Origin of the sequence: Denitromonas halophila, assembly GCF_007625155.1 — a bacterium.
GTDB classification, from domain to species: domain Bacteria; phylum Pseudomonadota; class Gammaproteobacteria; order Burkholderiales; family Rhodocyclaceae; genus Nitrogeniibacter; species Nitrogeniibacter halophilus.
The window spans coordinates 14,175-34,824 of the sequence record NZ_VMNK01000013.1 but is presented as its reverse complement, the minus strand read 5'-3'; the positions used below and the strand labels follow the sequence as shown (position 1 = coordinate 34,824).

At 60.5% G+C, this 20,650-nt stretch carries 20 protein-coding genes; 1 reads left to right on the top strand and 19 read right to left on the bottom strand.

Features of this window, described 5'->3' with window-relative positions; all coding sequences use genetic code 11:
- Positions 1-5: 5 nt before the first annotated feature.
- From FHP91_RS13400 to FHP91_RS13325, 16 genes are all read right to left on the bottom strand, one after another.
- The gene (locus FHP91_RS13400; RefSeq protein ID WP_144310077.1) at positions 6-1,643 is read right to left on the bottom strand and encodes a polysaccharide biosynthesis PFTS motif protein; all 1,638 of its coding nucleotides are present in this window, start codon (positions 1,641-1,643) and stop codon (positions 6-8) included.
- Positions 1,644-1,702: 59 nt separating this feature from the next.
- Positions 1,703-2,218: a GNAT family N-acetyltransferase gene (locus FHP91_RS13395; protein WP_186301552.1), complete on the bottom strand. Its 516-nt coding sequence runs from the start codon at positions 2,216-2,218 to the stop codon at positions 1,703-1,705.
- A gap of 14 nt (positions 2,219-2,232) precedes the next feature.
- A complete protein-coding gene (gene pseI / locus FHP91_RS13390) occupies positions 2,233-3,285 on the bottom strand; it encodes a pseudaminic acid synthase (RefSeq protein ID WP_144310075.1) in 1,053 nt (350 codons plus the stop codon).
- The gene (locus FHP91_RS13385; RefSeq protein ID WP_144310074.1) at positions 3,282-4,229 is read right to left on the bottom strand and encodes an ATP-grasp domain-containing protein; all 948 of its coding nucleotides are present in this window, start codon (positions 4,227-4,229) and stop codon (positions 3,282-3,284) included. The genes pseI and FHP91_RS13385 overlap by 4 nt, the downstream gene beginning before the upstream one ends.
- The gene (locus tag FHP91_RS13380; RefSeq protein WP_186301551.1) at positions 4,226-4,927 is read right to left on the bottom strand and encodes a metallophosphoesterase family protein; all 702 of its coding nucleotides are present in this window, start codon (positions 4,925-4,927) and stop codon (positions 4,226-4,228) included. Before FHP91_RS13380 ends, FHP91_RS13385 begins: the two co-directional genes overlap by 4 nt.
- 5 nt (positions 4,928-4,932) lie before the next feature.
- Positions 4,933-5,826, bottom strand: a complete 894-nt coding sequence (locus tag FHP91_RS13375) for a class I SAM-dependent methyltransferase (protein ID WP_186301550.1) — start codon at positions 5,824-5,826, stop codon at positions 4,933-4,935.
- Between the two features lie 13 nt (positions 5,827-5,839).
- Positions 5,840-6,886, bottom strand: coding sequence for a UDP-2,4-diacetamido-2,4,6-trideoxy-beta-L-altropyranose hydrolase (gene pseG / locus FHP91_RS13370; RefSeq protein WP_144310071.1), 1,047 nt, complete (start codon positions 6,884-6,886; stop codon positions 5,840-5,842).
- Positions 6,887-6,901: 15 nt separating this feature from the next.
- On the bottom strand, positions 6,902-8,188 hold the full coding sequence (locus FHP91_RS13365; RefSeq protein ID WP_144310070.1) for an aminotransferase class III-fold pyridoxal phosphate-dependent enzyme: 1,287 nt from the start codon (positions 8,186-8,188) through the stop codon (positions 6,902-6,904).
- Between the two features lie 35 nt (positions 8,189-8,223).
- Complete coding sequence (locus FHP91_RS13360; protein ID WP_144310069.1) at positions 8,224-8,913, bottom strand: acylneuraminate cytidylyltransferase family protein; 690 nt, start codon at positions 8,911-8,913, stop codon at positions 8,224-8,226.
- Positions 8,914-8,926: 13 nt separating this feature from the next.
- Entirely contained in the window at positions 8,927-9,718 is a 792-nt protein-coding gene (locus FHP91_RS13355; protein WP_144310068.1) for an SDR family oxidoreductase, read from the bottom strand.
- A gap of 25 nt (positions 9,719-9,743) precedes the next feature.
- On the bottom strand, positions 9,744-10,721 hold the full coding sequence (locus FHP91_RS13350) for an N-acetylneuraminate synthase family protein (RefSeq protein WP_186301549.1): 978 nt from the start codon (positions 10,719-10,721) through the stop codon (positions 9,744-9,746).
- Positions 10,722-10,776: 55 nt separating this feature from the next.
- On the bottom strand, positions 10,777-11,847 hold the full coding sequence (locus FHP91_RS13345; RefSeq protein ID WP_144310066.1) for a Gfo/Idh/MocA family protein: 1,071 nt from the start codon (positions 11,845-11,847) through the stop codon (positions 10,777-10,779).
- A gap of 11 nt (positions 11,848-11,858) precedes the next feature.
- Positions 11,859-13,037, bottom strand: a complete 1,179-nt coding sequence (gene pseC, locus FHP91_RS13340) for a UDP-4-amino-4,6-dideoxy-N-acetyl-beta-L-altrosamine transaminase (protein ID WP_144310065.1) — start codon at positions 13,035-13,037, stop codon at positions 11,859-11,861.
- Positions 13,034-13,951, bottom strand: coding sequence for an SDR family oxidoreductase (locus tag FHP91_RS13335; protein ID WP_186301548.1), 918 nt, complete (start codon positions 13,949-13,951; stop codon positions 13,034-13,036). Before FHP91_RS13335 ends, pseC begins: the two co-directional genes overlap by 4 nt.
- Before the next feature lie 39 nt (positions 13,952-13,990).
- Complete coding sequence (locus FHP91_RS13330) at positions 13,991-15,673, bottom strand: ABC transporter ATP-binding protein (RefSeq protein ID WP_246116310.1); 1,683 nt, start codon at positions 15,671-15,673, stop codon at positions 13,991-13,993.
- Positions 15,674-15,881: 208 nt separating this feature from the next.
- Positions 15,882-16,889, bottom strand: a complete 1,008-nt coding sequence (locus FHP91_RS13325; RefSeq protein ID WP_144310063.1) for an NAD-dependent epimerase — start codon at positions 16,887-16,889, stop codon at positions 15,882-15,884.
- Between the two features lie 135 nt (positions 16,890-17,024).
- Here FHP91_RS13325 and waaA point away from each other — a divergent pair, with 135 nt between their 5' ends.
- The gene (gene waaA / locus FHP91_RS13320; RefSeq protein ID WP_144310062.1) at positions 17,025-18,290 is read left to right on the top strand and encodes a lipid IV(A) 3-deoxy-D-manno-octulosonic acid transferase; all 1,266 of its coding nucleotides are present in this window, start codon (positions 17,025-17,027) and stop codon (positions 18,288-18,290) included.
- A gap of 16 nt (positions 18,291-18,306) precedes the next feature.
- Here waaA and FHP91_RS13315 read toward each other — a convergent pair whose 3' ends face one another.
- The 3 genes from FHP91_RS13315 to FHP91_RS13305 are packed head-to-tail and all read right to left on the bottom strand — an operon-like array spanning position 18,307 to position 20,625.
- Positions 18,307-19,614, bottom strand: coding sequence for a TolC family outer membrane protein (locus FHP91_RS13315; RefSeq protein WP_144310061.1), 1,308 nt, complete (start codon positions 19,612-19,614; stop codon positions 18,307-18,309).
- Positions 19,615-19,638: 24 nt separating this feature from the next.
- Positions 19,639-19,962, bottom strand: coding sequence for a rhodanese-like domain-containing protein (locus FHP91_RS13310; RefSeq protein ID WP_144310060.1), 324 nt, complete (start codon positions 19,960-19,962; stop codon positions 19,639-19,641).
- Between the two features lie 9 nt (positions 19,963-19,971).
- Positions 19,972-20,625, bottom strand: coding sequence for a protein-L-isoaspartate O-methyltransferase family protein (locus FHP91_RS13305; protein WP_144310059.1), 654 nt, complete (start codon positions 20,623-20,625; stop codon positions 19,972-19,974).
- Between the last annotated feature and the right edge of the window lie 25 nt (positions 20,626-20,650).

The window sequence follows — 20,650 nt, the reverse complement described above, 5'->3', positions numbered from 1 at the left end:
GGTATTCAGCTCGCAGCAGGGCCATCGCCCTGACGCTGAATCCGTAGCCAGGCATCCAACTCGGCCGGACCGGACAGGACAGGAATGCCATGGGCGGCACGGTCATCGGGCTGAACCGATCCGGATGGGTCGTAGTAGGCAGAAGGCTTTCCCAAGTGCCGCGCCAGCAATGCAGTCGACGTAAATGGAAGGGAGATCGTGACGGTCGCGGCCTCGATCACTTTCATCGCCGACACCGCCGGGTCAACCAACATGACGTTTTCCGCATTGCCGAGCCCCTCGGCACAGGCACGATACCGCGGATGCGCTGTCCGGCCGATATTCCGCTTTCGCTTCCACAGCATCCGCCCCTGATGGCGCGACACCGCCCGCCAGACGTGCTCCAGGAATGCGTTCGCCGTCGCTGGAACGTAGAACTCGGTATCAAGCCCGAGGATGCGATACCACGAAGCGCGGGTCGGCGTAACGTCGAACACCGCAACCGAGAAACCGGCCCCTGCCGGCAAGTCTTCGGCATTTCCCTGAAACCAAATCGGACCGACCACCTCGCCTTGTGCGGCGCCATCCGTCGCACGGCGAATGAAATCGGCCTGATAGGCATCCCACACCAGATAGCGCGGCCAGTTCATCGCGCGATAGCCGTAGTACATCGACGGATAGCCCTCTGCGCGCTTGAAGGGCTCGCTGTTGGTCGAGTAGAAGTACATCACGATCTCGCAGCCCTTGCGCTCAGCCTCGTACGTCCAGAGGGGGCGGTAAATCCAGCCGCTGTTGTTGAACAGATAGGTTGTCGCCAGCGTCTCGCCGGGCACATGACGCACTTGGGCTGCGACAGCGGCGTGACTCAGCATCACGGCATGCCACCACCGTCCGCGCAGTGCGTCGAACGCCGATCGCACAATGGCGGCAAGACTCCATCGCAGGTAAGCGGTGATTTCCCGGGCGCCAGCCAAGGGCGGCAACGGCGCTTTCTGCGGCGAGACATCCAGACCGGCCACAGTGATCCGGGACACGCCAAGAACACCATGCTTGATGGCGGATATCGTCGGATTCCGGCCCGGCCACTGTGCGTACCAGGAAACAACGTCATGACTCGGCTGCTCACCACTCGACGGCACGTTGGCCGGCGACAGATCGAGAAAACAGGCATAGCGAGATCCATCGCTCTTGCGCGTGCCGCCGAACCGAAGCCCGTTCAGCATGATCCGGAATGCTCGTATCGCGCCGTAGCCCCACATCCCGAAAACATAGGCACCCCAGTAGAGCGCACACCGCCACTCAGACACTGGGAACCCATGCTTTTCGACAAGCTGTCGCCAGTCACGAGGCATGGGATACGCGATGCTTTTTCGAGGGTTTGCCGCCGCCATCAGCAGCGCGCGATTCAGATTCACGCCACCGAGCTGGATCAGAAGATACTGCCGCAGCGCGACTTCAGCCGAGCCGGTGACGGCACCCAGCACCGCGGTACTGAACTTGCCGGCGCACACGCGAATCGGTACTTCGGTCAGCGCATTCTTAATCTCGCCGATCACCCCGAGTCGCCCCGAGGTTTTCAGCGCCCGGTAACCGCGCATCGTGGCGCGCAGGCGCTTGCGGCGCCACGCGGCGGTACCAGGGATCAGCGAAAGCAAACGGAACATAGGAATGGAATTCACACGCAGGGCCGGCACAAAAAGTAATTTTTCGTGCGCACCCAGAATCAGGCACGAGCGGCGTAGACTTTCACCGTTGTGGGAACACCTTCGAGAAGGTACTTGCCGGGAATGTCGAACACCTCCACATAACCGGCGGACAGAAAAGCACGCTGCGAGGCCAGGTTGGCCTCGTAGGCGCCGGCTTCAATCCATCGCAGTCCGAGCGCATCAATCGCCCAGCGCGTTGCCGCCGCAATGGCGGCAGAACCGAGGCCCCGCCCCCAGCAACGCTGGTCGAAGAGGCAGATGCCGATATGCGCCGTACCATGCCGGCGCTCGATGCCGTGCAGTCTGACCGTCCCCACATGACGGGGGCTTTCATCCGTCCAGACGCCCCACAGCACGGATGAGGGCGACAGGCGATCAGCAGCGACGAAATCGCACACCGACCCGGCCGTCTGCACGGATGCCTTGACGCCATCCAGAAAGCGATTCACCAAGGGATCGTTCAGGCCGTCAACATAGCCTTGATGGACGTCCGCCTCAACCAATGGGCGAAGGAATCCGCCATTGATCGGCAAAGCCAGCTCCGGATTCATTCAATCAGATCCCAAGTCAGCGCCGTGCCGCGCGCCACATCCCGCGCGACCCGCTTGCCAACGACCACATCGAAGTACTTTGTCGGCAACCCGAGTCCCGGGCGAATGGCGCGGACATTTTCGCGCGTCAGCACCTGTCCGGCCGTCACGGCTTCAACGACATACAGCGAGCGGCGATACTGAAGCGATTTGCGCTCCGCTTCCGTGGGGCCGTAACTCACGCTGCCAAGCGCCTGCCAGGCGCGCTCCGTGGCTTCCACCAGGTCGGTCAGTTCGGCCGGCTCCAAGGAAAAGGCGCTGTCGACGCCGCCGTCCGCGCGACACAGGGTGAAGTGCTTCTCGATGACCGTGGCCCCAAGGGCGACGCTGGCCACGGACACCCCGGAACCCATCGTATGGTCCGACAGCCCCACCTCGCAGCCAAACAGCTCGCGCATATGCGGAATCGTCCGAATATTCGTGTTCTCCGCTGTTGCCGGATACGTGCTTGTACACTTGAGCAGGATCAGATCGCGGCAGCCCGCTTCGCGCGCCGCCCGTACGCTCTCATCGAGTTCGGCGGCGGTCGCCATCCCCGTTGAAATGATCAGCGGCTTGCCGGTCGCGGCGACGCGCCTGATCAGTTGAACATCAGTGTTTTCAAACGAAGCGATCTTGTAGCAGGGGACGTTCAGCGATTCCAGAAAATCGACCGCCGTCTCGTCGAACGGCGAGCTGAACGGGATCATGCCGAGTTCACGGGCACGATCGAAAATCGGCTTGTGCCACTCCCACGGCGTATACGCCTCGCCATAGAGCTTGTACAAGGACGTCCCCGCCCAGAGGCTCTTGCTGTCGGAAATATGAAACTCGCGCTCATCCAGATCGATCGTCATCGTATCGGGGGTATAAGTCTGGATCTTGAGCCCGTGCGCCCCCGCCTTCGCTGCCGCATCGACAATCTCCAGCGCCCTGTCCAGGGACTGATTGTGGTTGCCGGACATCTCCGCAATGATGAACGGGCTCTCGCCCAGGCCAATCCTGCGCCCTGCAATACTGATCATGCTCATGCTCCCAATCCCGAATCCTTGACGACAACCGCGTCCTGAATACGCACCATCACCTGGCCCGCAGCAATTGCCGGAAAACGGATGCTATTTCCCTGAAGCTCCTCGAACGCCCAGACGACATCGGTGAAACCCAGTCGATGCCGCATCAGCACCGTCGATGAGAACCGGGGATTGATCTCGAACACCCTCGGCCCCTGGTCGGTCAGACGCAACTGAACGTTCATGCTTCCTCGCAGGTCCAGCTTTTCCGCCAAGACCTCGCACATACGCGACGTTTCAGCATCCTCGATCACCCGGGCCCAGCCGGTGAATCCGCCGGTCAGCCGCCGAAGCATCAGCAGGCTGGTCGTGCGTCCGTCGCGAGTGCGATAGACCGCACAGGTAATTTCGCGGTCGGCGGGCTCAAGCAGCTCCTGATAAATCGCCTCGGGATGGCGTTGGGCCAGATACGTCGCTTCAGCCGCGTCACGAACAACGAATACCGCCCGTGAACCGGAGCCGAAGCGGCTCTTTAGAATACACGGATAAGAACGGGGCGCCCCGTCGCTCACGGCGAGCGTCCAGGGCGCCGGCAAACCAAAGCGTCGCATCGCCTCGACCGTCGCCAACTTATCGAGCCCAGCTGACACCACGGACGCACCGGCCGCCACGCAACGCGACGGCCCGAGCTCTTCCAGCAGCCCGCCGAGAACAGCCAGTTCCGGCTCCGACATCGGCAAAAGCACGTCGATCTGGCGAGATTCAAGCAGGTTTCGCACTGCGCCGACATAGCCCGGATCGCTTGCCGCCGGCAAGATGAAAAACTCGTCGACGAACAGACGCCCACCATGCTGCTCGTGCGTATCCGTGCCATACAGCCGACACGCAGGCCATTGCGACCTAAGTATTGTCGCAACGCCTTGGGCAATATCGCCCCCGATGCCGGTAATCAAGATGGATTTCATGTACGTCCCAATACGTCTGCCAAGTAAGGCAACTCCGGATGCCGTCTTCGTGCCTCCGCCTGAAGCGGAGCGTAATCATAACGCTCGCAGTGAAACGACACGTCCCCGCTCGCAGTATCGTAAAGCGCCCAATGCGCCCCCGGCCGACGGTCGCGCGGCTGGCCCACCGAGCCCGGATTGACGAGTAACGTCTTCTCTCCAAGAACTCGCCGCATCGGATAGTGGGTATGTCCGGTCACCACGAGATCGAATTCAGTCAAAGCCGCCGCATCAAGCGCGGCAAGATCGCTGTCCGGATACACATAACAGTCGACATCGTGAGGCGCACCATGGCACAACAGAATTTTTCGACCATCGAATTCGAGCGGCAGAGGGTGCGGCAGGCCGCACAACGTATCGATTTCCGAAATAGATAACTGCTCGATCGCCTCATCAATCCCCGATCCGTAACGTCGCCCCACCATCAAAAGAAACTCCGGATCAAAACGCGATCGATGCAACATTTCCTCATGATTGCCGCGCACCATGTCTTTCTGCCACGGCTGAAGTAAATCGAGGACTGCTTTTGGGGAAAAGTAATAGCCAACCAAATCGCCACCAACCAAAAGGCGCTCAACGCCAACAGCAAAGGCCACATCGAGGACCGCCTGCAAGGCGCCACAATTGCCGTGGATGTCGCTGAGGATACCCAGCTTCACAACGATCAGTCCCCAGCCAACCGGACGATGACGTTTATATCCCGTCCAATTCCTACCTTAAACATTGCCCGGTAGTAATCCAAGTAGCGATCGAGTCCATATTTCCGGACGATCATCAGGTCGTGGTGCATGCGTGCACGATTCGCGTCACGACCACTGGCTGGCTTCATGATGTAATTAGACTCGGAGTGCAGTAGGTAAAGGTCGACGGGGAAATCGGAAAAGGCGTCGACGACCTCGAAGCCATTTTTAACTAAATAGGGCACGAGATTGTCGGTATTGAAATACTGCAAATGATGCGGAGGAACGAACCAAAACTCGCGGTCGATCATGCCCTCCTCCACCGCAAGCCGCTGGATGTCAGAGAAGTCGTTCGGGACGGTCAGCGCGAAAACGGCATTCGGCCCCATAACCTTTTTTACGAGACCGAGGAACATATCCGGATCGATGACGTGCTCCAGAACGTTAGTCGAAGTGCATACGTCGTATTTCCGACCCTGCGCGACAAATTCCCTGAGGCTTGCGAACACATCTCCGGCAACATGCCTGCTCGACAATTCCGGGAAGAACTTTGCGACACCGTAGGCCGAAAAATCTAATCCAGTGACATCGAAGCCACGTTGATGTGCAGCGTTCAGGAGAAAACCTTCACCGGCGCCAATATCGAGAAAGGAGCTCCCTTCCTCCGGGCAATAGCCGCTCAACGCCTGCATCGTGGCGTCGCATTTCATTTTCTTGTAATTCAATTCCAACTCGTCATACGACACCTGATACGTACTGGACTGCGGCGCTTGGTAATACGTCTCGGCATAGAACCGACTCAACTGCTCCGGTGTTGGCTGCGGCGTGGTCGTCACATAGCCCTCAGGTGTCTGCAGTTTCTCGTATTGGATACTCATTGTTACCTCAAGATTATTCACATTCGAACGAACTGATTGCATCGAACACCCGGCCTACCCCTCGCCCATCACACGTGGCCATAGCCGGTGCTATCCGCGCCAGATACTTCATCTCGTTCACTTCTTCCATCAAGGCGTTTCTGACGCTCCCTTCAGATACATGCTCAGCCTTACCCAGATAACGAATCGCCCCCATCCCATGCAGCTGTTCCGAAATCGGAACCTGATTGTCTGCAATGGCGATAACGACGCTTGGCAGGCCCACGGTCATGCGCTCCCAATTGGTCACGCCCCCCGCGCCGATCGCTATGTCGGCTTCAGCCATTAAGTCAGCCAGATGCGGGCGCGGATTGTGAATTGTCGTGTTACCCCTAGCAGCAGCCAACTTAACCAAGGCATCCCGGTGGCTATAATTTGCACCGATCACTACATCGACGGCTAGATCGACGAGTGTCGGTTCTGACAAGGCCTTGATCGCCATCCCGGTCAAATCAGCAGGATCTGAACCGCCGAAGAAAACGAACGCCCGGCGCAGTGGTCGATTTCTGACTTCCTCCGCCGCCCGGTAGGCGCCATATTCAGTCCGGAGGAGCGCATACGTCGGGCCAAGCAGGCACTTACAATGTACGGGAACCAGATTTCGGTAGCGCAGTTGATCATCGTAGTTCTGATCGAGAAGCAGGTCACATGAATGCCGACGATTTGCAATATCATCGATCACCATCAAACGAGAACAACCCAAGCGGAGCATTTCTTCCCAACGGTAATCGATATGGTAGTGATCGACGATTACCCAGTCCACGATACCCGGCACAAGATCGGCTGCAGCAGCGATACTCTCTTCTGCATCAATGGCCCAGTCACCCGCGACTGAGGATGACAACCTCCGGTACCGGTATCCTCTGGCGCGAATCAGATCGAGCATCGCGCCCGGCAGATCAGCGCACAGAAAGGCGACCTGGGCCCCGCTTTCACGTAGTCGGTCCGCCAACGTCAGGCACCGCATGACGTGCCCACTGCCGATCTCGACCGACGAATCTGCTCGAATGACGATATTCACGAACGTACGCCGAGCTCAGCGAACCTTGAACAAGGGCTCAAGCGGCTCGCAGCGGAGCGCCGACTCGAGCGTACCGCGCCGAACCACCTCGGCAAGCATCGGCACCACTTCGCGGTAGGCTTGCAGGAGTTGCCGGATATCTTCATCGGAGTGGCTGTAACTCATGTTATGTGTGCCGATCGTAAGAAGGCCGCGCGCAAACATCTCCTGCAGAAACAGGGTCTTGATCTGCCACATCGTGTAGTTGCCACAATCCTTAATCGTGAAGAAGCTCCACGAGGGATTGCCAGCAACGCCGAGAAAATCGGTGGCATCGGCGGCGGCAATGATCGACTGGAGTTGCTCGATGATCGTGCGCCCCTGACGGTAGATCGTCTCGATGACCGGTTCGCGCTCGAGCTTCGTCATTGTCGCGAGGGCAGCCGCAAGCGAGAGGGCTTCGCCACCGAAGGTGAAGGAGAAGAAGATCTCCTCCATGAGCCGCATCACGTCTGCTCGGCCAGCGACCACCGAAACCGGGTAACCATTCGCCACGCCCTTGCCGAAGGTGGCGAGATCTGGCGTCACCCCGAATAGCTGCTGCGCGCCGCCGATGGCGTAACGAAACCCCGTGACCGTCTCGTCGAAAATCAGCAGGGAGCCATGCTTGTGCGCCAGATCCTTGACCGCCTGCAAGAACCCCGGCTGCGGCTCGAAGAGGTTCATCGGTTCGAGTATCACGGCCGCAATCTCTTGTGGAAACGCCTGGAACAGCTTCTCGAGACTCGCGATGTCGTTGTAATTCCAGGTATGGGTCAGCGCCCGGGTCGCGGCAGGAACACCCCGGTTTCGAGCAGTACTGCCGATGTACCAGTCCTGCCAGCCGTGATACCCGCATACGGCAACGTGGTCACGGTTGGTGAAGGCCCGCGCAAGCCGGATAGCCCCCGACGTGGCATCTGAACCGTTCTTGCCAAAACGAACCATTTCAGCGCATGGCACGAGATCGACGATCTTCTCGGCGACTTTCATTTCAATCGGGTGCGGCAAGGAGAAAACCACACCGCTCCTGAGTTGCTCCGCCACCGCCGAGTCGACATCCGGGTCCTGGTAACCCAGGGTGATGGCCGCCAGGCTATTGATGAAGTCCACGTACTCGTTGCCGTCGGCATCCCAGACTCTGGAGCCGACGCCCCGCTCGATGAAAAGCGGCGAGACCCCGAGCGGGTACTGCGTCTTGCTCTTGCTGAACGTCTGACTGCCCAGCGGAATCGTTCGCAGGGCACGCTCAAGGAGCTTTTCGGAGTTGTGATATGTCCGCATGTGAATTGCCTATCTAAAGTGGCCCCGGGGTTCGGTCAGGTTTCCGCCATGAGACGGTACAGGCGCTCTGCGTAGGCCAGATCGTCCGGTGTATCAATATCGATCGCTCTCTCTGTGGGCATGATGTAGGACAGCACCTTGCCGGTGAGCGGGTTGTCTTGCTGCAGGTGCTCGGTGCGCCACAAATTGAAAGGTCCGCACTCATAGTAGGCATGCGCCAGATCCTGCGAACGAATCAGCAGGCTGTCCGGAGATACGGCTGTCATCATTCCAGCCTCGTCGCGACGAAACGCCCACTCGACCGGCACAGGATAACGGGCGTAAACCAGCAGCGGGTGCTTGCCGGAGAAGCGCTCAAAGGTATCGAAGGCCTCAACGACATCGGCGCTGCGCACCAGCGGCGCATTGGGCATCATGCAACAGACCTGAGAATAAACCTGCCCGCGCTTCCGATACTCATCGACTACCCAACGCAACACCGGAACCAGCCCGGTAAAATCATCGGCCAATGCCGGATCGCGCAGGAAGTCCACCTCGAAACCGAGTTTGCTGACAACGTCCCGGATTTCTTCAGAGTCTGTGGAGACATGAATCTTGTCGAATAACCCCGAGCTCTCGACCGCCTCAAGGGCGTAGGCGATCATCGGCCGACCGCAGAAAGGAATGATGTTTTTACCTGGGATGCGCTTACTGCCACCCCTGGCCGGAATCACCGCAAGTTTCATCGAAAGTGCCCCTCTAGGTAACGGTCTTCAGTGCCCCACCATCGATGGCAATGCATGTTCCGTTCATATAGGTCGACCGGTCACTGGCCAGAAAGGCGGCCAGCGCACCGTACTCCAGTGGGTCGCCAAAACGACCGAGAGCGGTCCCCGCCTCTGCCTCGGCACGCCACGCATCAAAGGAAATTCCGCGCTGTTGAGCGGCCGCTTCCCCGAGTTCGTTGACGCGGTTCGTCATGAACGGGCCCGACAGCAGGGTATGAACCCTGATGCCTTCGCGCGCGTGTTCCATCGACAGCGTTTTCGCAAAAGCCGTCGCGGCACTGCGAAAGGCGTTGGACAGCACCATGTTCTCCAGCGCGCTTTTCACGCTGGTGCTTTCGACGTTGATGATTCGCCCCCACCCGTGCTCCGCCATCGAGGGAACCACACGACGACATGCCCGGATCTTGCTCATGAGCACCAGCTGGAATGCTGCCTCATAGTCTTCATCCGGCAAGGCCAGGCACTTTCCGACCGGCGGCCCGCCCGTGTTGTTGATGAGGATATCGACGCGACCGTAGGCCTCGAAAACCGCATCGAAGAAGCCGTTCAGCGATCCAGCATCACGAACATCCGCCGGGAGCGCCAACACCTCGACACCGGTATGCGCGCGGATCTCCTCCGCAGTCTGCGCCAACCGCGTCTCATCCCTGGCGCAGATCGCCAGACGACAACCTTCTTCCGCAAGGATCGTGGCTATGCCGCGCCCTATGCCGGCGCTTCCTGCAAGTACCACCGCTACCTTGTTCGCCAAGCCGAGATCCATGGTCACTCCGATATCGTAGGTTTTTTCAGTTCTGAACCAGATCACTTGACTGGATCTGGTGCTGTTCGGGCAAAGCGTTCTTCAGCCGCGCGCCAAGCAAATCGTGAATTCCCTTCGGATCAAGCCCGCCTTTTCCAGGACGCAGCGCGACAAGATCGGCGGCCACCAGCGCATGCCCCGCAGGCAGCGCAGTGCGGGTGTGGATACTCCGACGGTGGACGCTGCGGTCCTTGAATTCCATCTGCGAGATTTCCTTGGAAGCGCCGTTGGCCAGGAACGCATACCGAAGCATCTCTCTGGCCGCCTTCCATTCTTCCGGGTCAAGGCAAACAACCCAGTCGGGCCCGCGCCAATCCGCATCTGGCGCCAGGTGCTTGGTAATCATTGCCGCACCTTTGGCTACGGCCAGTGCAGGCACGAACTGGGTTGCCGTGTGATCGACAAACCCAGTCACCAGGCCATAGCGCCGCTTGAACAGCTCGATGCAGTCCAGTTGCAGCAACTCCGGCGGAACGCCTCTCGTGTTGTCAGAGGACATCACGTGCTGGCCGTGCAGGAGGCCAATATCGGACCGGCAGCGGCCGAGTGCATAGTCAACCGCCCAGTCGATTTCCTCGATCGTGCCCATCAGGGTCGCCAGCCAGAAAGGCCTTCCGGTGGCGGCCACGGCGTCGATGATCTGCGGGTTGTTCAAGTCGGTGGCATTCACGCAGAAAACATCGGCGCCCGCGTCCGCACATAGCTCGATGATGGCAGGCGACAGGCCGGCGATCTGGCATAGCAGGCCGCATTCCTTGGCATACGCGATGATCTCCCGAATCTGAGACGCGGAAAGCTCCCGACTTTTGTAGATTGCGTGGCCCGGGTCTGCGCGGACATACATGTCGTCGGCCAGAAAAAACTGGAACTCAATGCCATCCGCCCCGGCGTCCGATGCGATACGGGTCATGTTCTTGGCGACCGCCATGTCGCCCTGGTTTGCCTGCCCTTCTTCAGCAATCATCAGCGGGCTACGGCCGTCGCCCACGATCCTGTCACCGATTCTCATTAGGCCCATGCTAGTTCGTCCCTGTATTTGTCCAATCAACAATCCCGGCGCTTCCTATCGCTTCCAGAACCTTGATGCCGGCATCAATACCGAGCTCAGGTTCCATGCAATTCCGATCGACAAGGGCCGCGAAATGCTCCATTTCAGCGAGGTAAGCGTCGTTTCCAGAATACTCCAGCGGCAAAACGTCGGGCTCCGGATCATAGCCGACCCCATCCTCAAGGATTCTGAAGAGCCCTTCCTGCTCCTTGGCAGGATCGGCGCCCGGCAGATACCGCTTGGCGCGCGCATCCCAAAGTCGCAAGGACTTTCGGTTGAAATCCGCTTCAAGGTATCCGTGCTCGCCATTGACCCGGAAGGTTCGCCTCGGACAGCGTGCGAGAAAATCCTCACATAGCGTCACAGCGACGCCACCTTCGGTCCGCACCGAGCACATCACGGCATCATCGACATCGATATCGAGCGGACTCAAACGCATCTTGGCGCCAACAACGCCCTGTATCTCGCCAAAAAACCACGATACGACATCGAAGAAATGGCTCATGCTGGTCAGCATGACGCCGCCGCCCTGCCGGCGTTGCGCCGCGTACTCCTGGCGATAGTCTTCTCGAAAATGCCAGTCCGGCAGATACCATCCGCCCATAAACTCGGCGCTGAACACGCGACCGACCGGCTGTGTATCGAGCAGTCGCTTTATCGCTTGCCACTCAGCCCGGAAGCGAAAGGTGTGCGCCATCATGAAGATACGCTTCGATTCGACGACAAGGTGCTTGAGCGCCTTCGCTTCCGCAATCGACGGGCACAGCGGCTTCTCCATCATCACGTGCATGCCCGCCGCAAGCATCGCGGATGCCGGCGCAACATGCAGATGGCTGGGCGTGGCGATCAGCGCGGCGTCGGCGCCGGATTCACGCGCGGCAAGCTGATAGTCAGTGAAAACTCCGACTGCGCCGATCTCAGCCGAGAGCTCGTGCAGCCGCTCCTGACTGATGTCGCATAGCACAACATCCAGCCCGAGTTTCCTGGCGTTCCTGGCATGCCGCCGGCCGATCGAACCGCACCCTACAACGAGTAATTTCATGCGGGCTCACATCACTTGGGTTTGACGAGGTTTGTGATTGTCTCAATCACATGCCGCTGCTCTGCATCCGTCAGATCGACGAACAGCGGAATACTCAGAGCCTGACTGTAGTAGCTGGTCGCATTGGGGCAGGCCGCGGGGTCGGCACCTAACGCACGGTAAACCGGATGCGACGGCACGGGTATGTAATGGACCTGGCTGCCAACTCCTTGCGCCCGAAGACTCGCCATGAACGCTGATCGGGTGGTGGCCAGATCGTCGAAACGAACCCTCAAAACATAAAGATGATGGGCACTGGCGTCACGCCCACATATCTGCGCCGGACGGCAGTGCACGTTGCCGCCAAATGCAGCGTCATAGCGCCTGACCAAAGCACGTCGCCGATCCAGGAACGCGTCGAGCTTGCCGAACTGCGACAAGCCCAGCGCACATTGAATGTCCGTAATCCTGTAGTGAAAGCCGAGTTCTTGCATCTCGTAGTACCACGGGTTCTGGATGCCATCTGCATAGGCCTGATCCTTAAGAAGCAAGGGGTCATCGAGCTTGTTGATGCCGTGGCTGCGCAAACGGATCAGGCGCCGGTATACGGCATCATCGTTCGTCGTGACCATGCCGCCTTCGCCTGCCGCAATCGCCTTGACGGGATGGAAGGAGAAGATCGTCATCAGCGAATGGCCGCAGCATCCGACGCGCGTGCCGTCGGGATAGGTGGCGCCAAGCGCATGCGCGGCATCCTCAATCACCACTGCGCCCGCCTTGTCGGCGAGCGACTTGATCGCGGGCATATCGCACGGCAGGCCGGCAAAATGGACGGGGACGATCGCCTTGGTATCCGGGTTCGCGCCAAGGCTTGCCTCAAGCGCCGCGGGCGACATGTTGATCGAGTCCGGATCGATGTCGGCGAATGCAACCTTGCCGCCGGCGTATAGCCCCGCATTGGCCGATGCAACGAAAGTGATCGGTGACGTAATCAGCGTGGTGCCCGGCCCGACGCCGGCGGCAAGTGCCGCCAGGTGTAGGGCCGCCGTTCCGCTGGACACGGCGACAGCGTGCTTGACGCCGACGTATTCGGCAACAGCTCGCTCGAAAGATTCAACGGCCGGCCCCTGGGTGAGCAGACCGCTCCGGAGGACATCGACGACAGCGGCGATGTCATCCTCCTCGATATGGTGCTTTCCATATGGAATCATAGTTTTCCCAGTTCAAGTGCGAGGCCGCGCTGCTCCTGCAGGCGAAGCCGATGGAGATGCTCGCTGACGGCTCCCGGATCGCGTCCGAGAAGCGCGCAGACCTTCTGGTTGGACAGGCTCATGTCGCGAGGGCGGCTCACGAGCTCTGGATGATCAGCAAGTGCGCCGAGCTGGATCGGTGCCGCATCCAGCCCGAAGGTCTCGGCCACGAGCAGCCCGAAGCGATACTTCGTCAAACGCTCACTGCCGACAACATTGAACACGCCTTGCGCCTTGCAGGCCAGCAAACCGTGCACGATTTCAACCAGGCATTCTGCGAGGATGGGCGTGTAATGTACGTCGTCGAACAGTGTAATGGACCGCTTCTGGCGCAAGGCATCGACGATGACGTCGCTGAACGATCTGCGATAGCTGGTCCCCCAGCCGTAGAAATTGGTGCGGATCACCAGCGCGTCAGGACAGGCCTCAGCCACGCGCAGCTCCGCCTCTGCCTTTGTCTTTCCGTAACTGTTCAGCGGTGCGACCGGCGTCTCTTCGGTTGCCATCGCCGCGTTGCCGGCGAACAGATGATCGGTGGAGATGTGAACAAATGGTATGCCTCGCGCCTTGCAGGCCGATGCCACATTGGCGGCGAGCACCACATTGACATGATGCGCGACGTCGGGTGCCTTTTCGCAGCCTTCGACACTCGTGCAGCCCGCCGCGTGAACTACGAATTCTGGCGCATGAGCATCCAGCGCGGCCAGCAACCTGTCCATCGAATCGAGGTCGAGCTTGCAACCCGTCGCGCCGGGAATGATCGGCGTACGCTCGTGGAAGGTAAGCACGACGTCGTACCGGTCGCGCGCGGCCGCGAACCAGTTGAGCGCCAGCAGTCCGCTACCGCCGGTAATGAGTATTCGGGGCTTCGCCAAGGTCGGATTCCTGCAGTCAGTCACGGTTGATCCCTCAGGTCACGCATTGCCGCCGACGATATGATCGTAGCTGCCAGTTCGATGGACGCGGCCATTCACGAGTTCGATGATGCGATCGCATTTTCGCAGGGTACTCAGCCGGTGCGCGATGATAATCACCGTCAAGTCAGGATTGAGCGTATCAATCGACGCCATGACGGTCTTTTCCGTTTCATTGTCGAGCGCGCTCGTGGCTTCGTCGAAGACGATCACATCCGCCTGTTTGTATAGCGCACGGGCGATGCCGATTCGCTGTCGCTGACCGCCGGACAAGCGAACACCGCGCTCGCCCACCAGGGCCTGATAGCCGCCTGGCATTGATTCGACCAGATCGGCAATCTGCGCCTGCCGGGCCGCCTCGCGCACACGCGCATGGTTGATCGCCGCCACGGGGGTGCCGAAGGCGATATTCTCCTCAACGGAACTATCGGCCAGGTAGATGGCTTGCGGTACATGCGCGATGTGCGACTGCCAGGCTCGCCGCGTGGAAGAATTGATCTTCACGCCATCCACCGCGAGCATGCCACTGGTCGGTTCGAGCAGCCCCATCAGGAGATCCATCAAGGTGCTCTTGCCGCTTCCGGTTGCACCGATGATACCGACCCGCTCCCCATGCCTGATCGTCAGATCAAGGCCTGACAGCACCAACGGCAGACCGGACTGGTACGCAAACGTGACGTCATCGAGTCGAATCTCGCGGCGAAACGCCAGGGCGCCCGACGTGCTCGCGTGCGAATCCGGCATGGGTTGTTCGAGCAGATTGATCGCGTCCTGCACGGAAGCCTGATTGCCCTTGATGCCCGCCCAGGCGGCATACGCCTGTTGCAGCATCGGCAGCATTCGCTGCGCGCCAAGTGCCAGCACGCCGAGCAAAGGCAAGGCTGTCTCGAGGCCTTCTGGTTGTCGGACGAGGTAGTAGGACAGGGCCGCCATCATCGTGAGCCCGATGGCATCCATGGCAAAGCGAGGACTTGCCGAGATGAACTGATTGTTGCCCTGAGCTCGACGAAGCGGCAGGTCCGCCGCGCGGTAACTCTTGCAATACGTTGCCTGGCTTCCGTCGAGCAAGACATCGCGTATCCCGCCCAGCCCTTCCTGCAGGCACTTCAGAACGCGGGTGGACTCCTGAGCGATTCGTTTTCCGTTGCTGGCCAGGCGCTTGCGCGCGGCCATGATCAGCCCACCATAGACTGCCCCAAACCCCAAAAGAGTCGCCAACGCTACCAGCGGATCAACAGCCACCAGTCCGACAACGATGGCGGCCAAGGTGACCGCCGCACTCGCAAATTGCAAGGACGGCATCAGCCCGCCGTAGATGACCGCATGCGACTTGGCCGTAATGCCGCTTATGACCTCGCTGCTGTTCCGGGACACATGAACCGCATAGGGTTGGTGCAAGGTGCGCTGATAGATGCCGATACTGATATCGGCGCCAATCGCGAAGGCCAATCGGGTGCCCGCCCATAGCAGCAACATCCTGATGGAGGCAGCACCAATTGCTGCGACGGAAAAAAAAACGGCGATGGGCAAAAGCAGCTGGTCCGGTGTCTCAATACTCAACAGACTGACAAGTGGGGCGGCTGCGGAATGTTCAAACACCTTGGCCGGAGAGGCCATTGCAGCCAAAAAAGGCATGACCGCGCCAAGACTCACCAACTCGGCAAAGGACGACAACAAAATCAATACACACAACCCGCCAAGCTGCCAGCGTCGCCGATGATTGAGATGGGGCCAGATTTTTCTTAAATACTCCACAGCTCAGCAACACCTCTAACTCATACGCATTTAGTGCCACGAAAGCTCAATTAACCAGCCGTCACATGCAGCTAACGCGCCTCCCGGTGTGAATAAAGTTATTTGACTGCCAAGAGTCTCTTCGCTGGTCGGTGCGTCATAGCCGGAAATACTCGCGATACCACGCCACAAACCGCGCCACCCCCTCCTTGACCGGCGTGCCCGGCTGGAACCCCGTCCAGGCATTTAGCTCGGACGTATCCGCATAAGTGGCCGGCACGTCACCGTCCTGCATCGGCAGGAAGTTTTTCTTCGCCTCCATGCCCAGCGCCGATTCGATGGCGCCGATATAGTCCATGAGCTGAACCGGGCTGTGGTTGCCGATATTGAAGACGCGGAACGGGGCTTTGCTGCGGCCGGGGTTCGGCTGGTCGGCGTTGAATTCGGGGTCGGACTCGGCGATGTGGTCGAGCACGCGGATCACGCCTTCGACGATGTCGTCCACATAGGTGAAGTCGCGCTGCATCTTGCCGTGGTTGAACACGTCGATCGGGCGGCCTTCGAGGGTGGCTTTGGTGAACAGGAACAGCGCCATGTCCGGGCGTCCCCAGGGGCCATACACGGTGAAGAAGCGCAGGCCGGTGGTCGGTACGCCGAACAGATGGCTGTAGGTGTGCGCCATCAGCTCGTTGGCCTTCTTGGTGGCCGCATACATGCTGATGGGGTGGTCCACCGAGTCATGCTCGGAGAACGGCATCTTGGTGTTGCCGCCGTACACGCTGGAACTGCTGGCGTAGGCCAGGTGCTGCACCTTGTTGTGGCGGCAGCCCTCCAGAATGTTCATGAAGCCGACGATATTGCTGTCGATGTAGGCGTGCGGGTTTTCGATGGAGTAGCGCACGCCGGCTTGGGCGGCCAGGTGGATAACGCGATCAAATTTTTCGTCGGCGAAGAGCTTTTCGATGCCTTCGCGATCAGCGACGTCCATCTTCACGAAGCGGAAGTTCGAGTGCGGTTCGATACGCGCCAGACGGTCGCGCTTGAGCTGCGGGTCGTAGTAGTCGTTGAGATTGTCCAAGCCAACAACTTCGTCGCCCCGCGCCAACAGACGCTCTGAGGCGTGCATGCCGATAAAGCCGGCTGCGCCCGTTACCAATACCTTCATCGCCCACGTCCCAGTTCCGAAATTCAGGCCGTTATTGTCTCACAGCCTCGCGTCATGAGGCATCGCCCGGACGCATTTCGGCATCGGTGGCCGGCGCGTTGCATCGTATAATTTTTCGTTTGCCCGGCAACGCCCATGCCCCGCCTGCTCTACACCCTGCTGTGGATCATCGCCCTGCCCGCCGTGATGCTCCGGCTGCTGTGGCGCGGCCGCCTGCAACCGGGCTATCGATCGGGCATCGCGGAGCGCTTTGGCCGTTACGCACAAACCGCCGAAGGACCGTTCTTGTGGGTGCATGCCGTGTCGGTGGGCGAAACCCGCGCCGCGCAACCGCTGATCGACGCACTCGCCGAGCGCTTTCCGGCGCACCGTTTTGTTCTCACCCACATGACGCCCACCGGGCGTGAGACGGCGCAAGCCGTGTTCGGACGCTATGGCGATCGCCTGCTGTCGGTGTATCTGCCCTACGACCTGCCCTGGCTGCAGCGTCGCTTTTTGCGTCACTTTCAGCCGCAGCTCGGCATCGTCATGGAAACCGAGGTGTGGCCCAATCTGATGGCGGCCTGCGCGTCACTCGACGTGCCCTGCGCGCTGGTCAATGCCCGCCTCTCGGCCCGGTCAGAACGGCGCTACCTGCGGCTGATCACGCTGGCGCGCAAGACCTTCGCCCGATTTTCGATCGTTGCCGCACAAAGCGAGGCCGACGCCGCCCGGCTGAAAACGATCGGCGCCACGCGCCCCATCGTCACAGGAAACATCAAGTTCGACATGACACTGCCCGCTGCCGCGCTCACCCTGGGCGCAGCGTGGCGCGAGGCGATGGGCGAGCGACCGGTCATTCTGGCCGCCAGTACGCGCGAGGGGGAAGAGGCGCCGATTCTCGACGCGTTCAACACTCACCCCGCCCGCGACACCGCCCTGCTGGTCATCGTGCCGCGCCATCCGCAGCGCTTTGACGCGGTCGCCACTCAAGCGCGCGCGCTTGGGCTAAGCGTGGCGCGGCGCAGCGAGGCCGCACCGGCCACGCCAGATACCCAAGTCTGGCTGGGCGATTCGATGGGGGAAATGGCGGCCTACTATACGCTGGCCGATGTGGTGCTGATGGGCGGCACCTGGCTGCCCTTTGGTGGGCAAAACCTGATTGAATGCTGCGCTGCCGGCCGGGCCGTGCTGCTCGGGCCACACACCTACAACTTCAGCGACGCCAGCGACGCCGCGCTCAATGCGCAAGCCGGCCTGCGTTTTGAGACGGTAACCGAAGCCACGCAAGCGGCGTTTGAGTTGCTCGACGACGCACCGAGGCGTCTGGCGATGGGTCAGGCGGGGAAAGACTTTGCGCAGCAACACGGCGGCGCCACCGGGCGCACCGTCGCGCTGCTCAGCCCCTTGATCAAACCCTGATTCGTGCGACGACGCCTCAGGGCGTACTGGTCAGCAGCGCATTCAAGCGCGCCACTTCTTCTTCGCCCAGCGTTCCAGCCGCCGCCGATAGCCGCAACTGAGCGATCAGCGTGTCGTAACGCGCCTTGGCCAGTTGCTGCTGGGTATCGGCCAACTGGCTTTGCGCGTTCAACACATCGATGTTGATCCGCACACCGACTTCATAGCCCAGCCGGTTGGCCTCCAGCGCCGAACGGGATGACACTTCCGCCGCCTCCAGCGCCTTCACCTGCGCCAGACCGCTGGTCACGCCGAGGTAGGCTTGGCGTGCAGCCAGCGCCGCGCTGCGCCGCGCGTCGTCCAGATCGGCTTCGGATTTTGTCAGCAATGCCGCCGCCTCTCGGGTGCGCGACGACACGCCGCCGCCCTGGTAGATCGGCACGGTCAATTCAAGGCCAATCGTACGAATGGTGTTTTCGCTGCGGCCGCTACCGAAGCTGCTGCCGCCGGAATCGGACTGGTTGTAGCGCGCGACCACATCCAGCGTTGGCAAATGCCCGGATTCGTTGCGCGTCACCTCGCGATCCGCAATCCGGGTGGCGATCTGCTGAATCTGCACGGTGTAGCTGTCTTGCTCGGCCGAACTCACCCACCGCTGCATGTCGTCCGGCTGCGGCCGACCCAATTCGGCACCGGCGCGCAAACCCGCCACGCCTTCCGGCGCTTTGCCAATAATCTGGGCCAGGCTCTGGCGCGCCACTTCAAGCGCATTCTCGGCAGCAATCAGCCGCGCCGAGGCGAGGTCAAAACGCGATTGTGCTTCGTGCACATCGGTCACCGTCACGGTACCCACCTCGAAGCTCTTCTTGGCCAACTCAAGCTGCTGCGTGGCCGCCGTGCGCAAGGCGCGCAGCGCCTCCGCCGCGTCCTGCGCGTTGAGCACCGCAAAATAGGCTTCCGACACCCGCAGAATCAGATCCTGACGCGCCAGCTCAAACTGCGTATCCGACAGCGTCGTCTGCAGCTTGCCCTGCTCGTATTGCGTCCAGGCCGCGCGGTTGAAAAGGGGTTGGCGCAACTCGGCACCATAGCTATTGCTGTTGAAGCTGCGATCGACGCCGGTGTAGGTGTTGTCGTTCCAGGTCGTGCTGGCCGACATGCCAATACCAGGCAACACGCCCGCACGCCCCTGCACGGTTTTCTCCAGCCCCGCCTCGCGTTGCGCTTTGGCGGCGGCGAAACGGGCATCGTATTCCAGTGCGTCGCGATACACCGACATCAGATCCGCGCCCCAGGCAGAGGCAGATGCGAGACTGACCAACAGAACACTCAGGGTGCGCTTCATGCAATTCTCCGTAATGAGGCTTGTTCAGTACTGGGGCATGGCCGGATCAACCTGCGCGGCCCAGCCAGCAACCCCGCCAGCCAGGTTGATGACCTGACCGAAGCCGCGTTGCGCCAGAAACATGGCCACCTGCATGCTGCGGCCGCCGTGATGACAGATCACCACGATGTCAGCGGTGGAGTCGAGCTCGTCGATACGGGCCGGCACGGACGACATCGGCATCAGCTGCGATCCCGCCAGATGACACAACTCGAACTCCCACGGCTCGCGCACGTCCAGCAACACCGGCGCCTCTCGCGCCGGATCGTCGAGCCAGTCCTTGAGTTCGGTCGGGAGCATCTGGCGCATGGCGTGTCCTCAGAAGCGGAAGGCATCGGCCCGGCGCGCATTGCGCAACGCGGGCACCACGTTTTCAAACACATCGACCGACTCGTACTGACCTTCGCCAATACAGGTCACCAGGCGGCCGACCATCATCTGTCCCTCACCAATGAAGGCAAACAAGCGACCACCGACTTTCAATTGCGATTTGAGCGCGGCAGGCATTTCCGGCATGGCCCCTGACACCACAATCACATCGTAGGGCGCACGTGCGGGCCAGCCTTCGGCGCCGTCACCTTCTTCAACCACCGCGTTCTCGACGCCAGCGGCCTTGAGATTGGCCGCGGCCAGCGCGGCAAGTTCGGGCTCGATCTCGATGCTGCGCACCCAGTCGGCACGCGAGGCCAGCAAGGCGGCGAAATAGCCCGAGCCGGCGCCGATTTCCAGCACATTGTCGGTCGGCTTCAGCGATAGCGCCTGAAGCACCTTGCCTTCAATAACCGGCGACAACATGGCCTGACCACAGCCGATGGGGATCAACGCCTCCGAAAACGCCAAGGCCTTGTGCGAGGCAGGCACGAACTCCTCGCGCTTGACGGTCATCATCGACTCAAGCACGTCCTGATCCAGCACATCCCAAGGACGTACCTGCTGCTCAACCATATTGAAGCGCGCGCGTTCAAAATCCATCATCGGCTCCCTGTGCGTATATTAG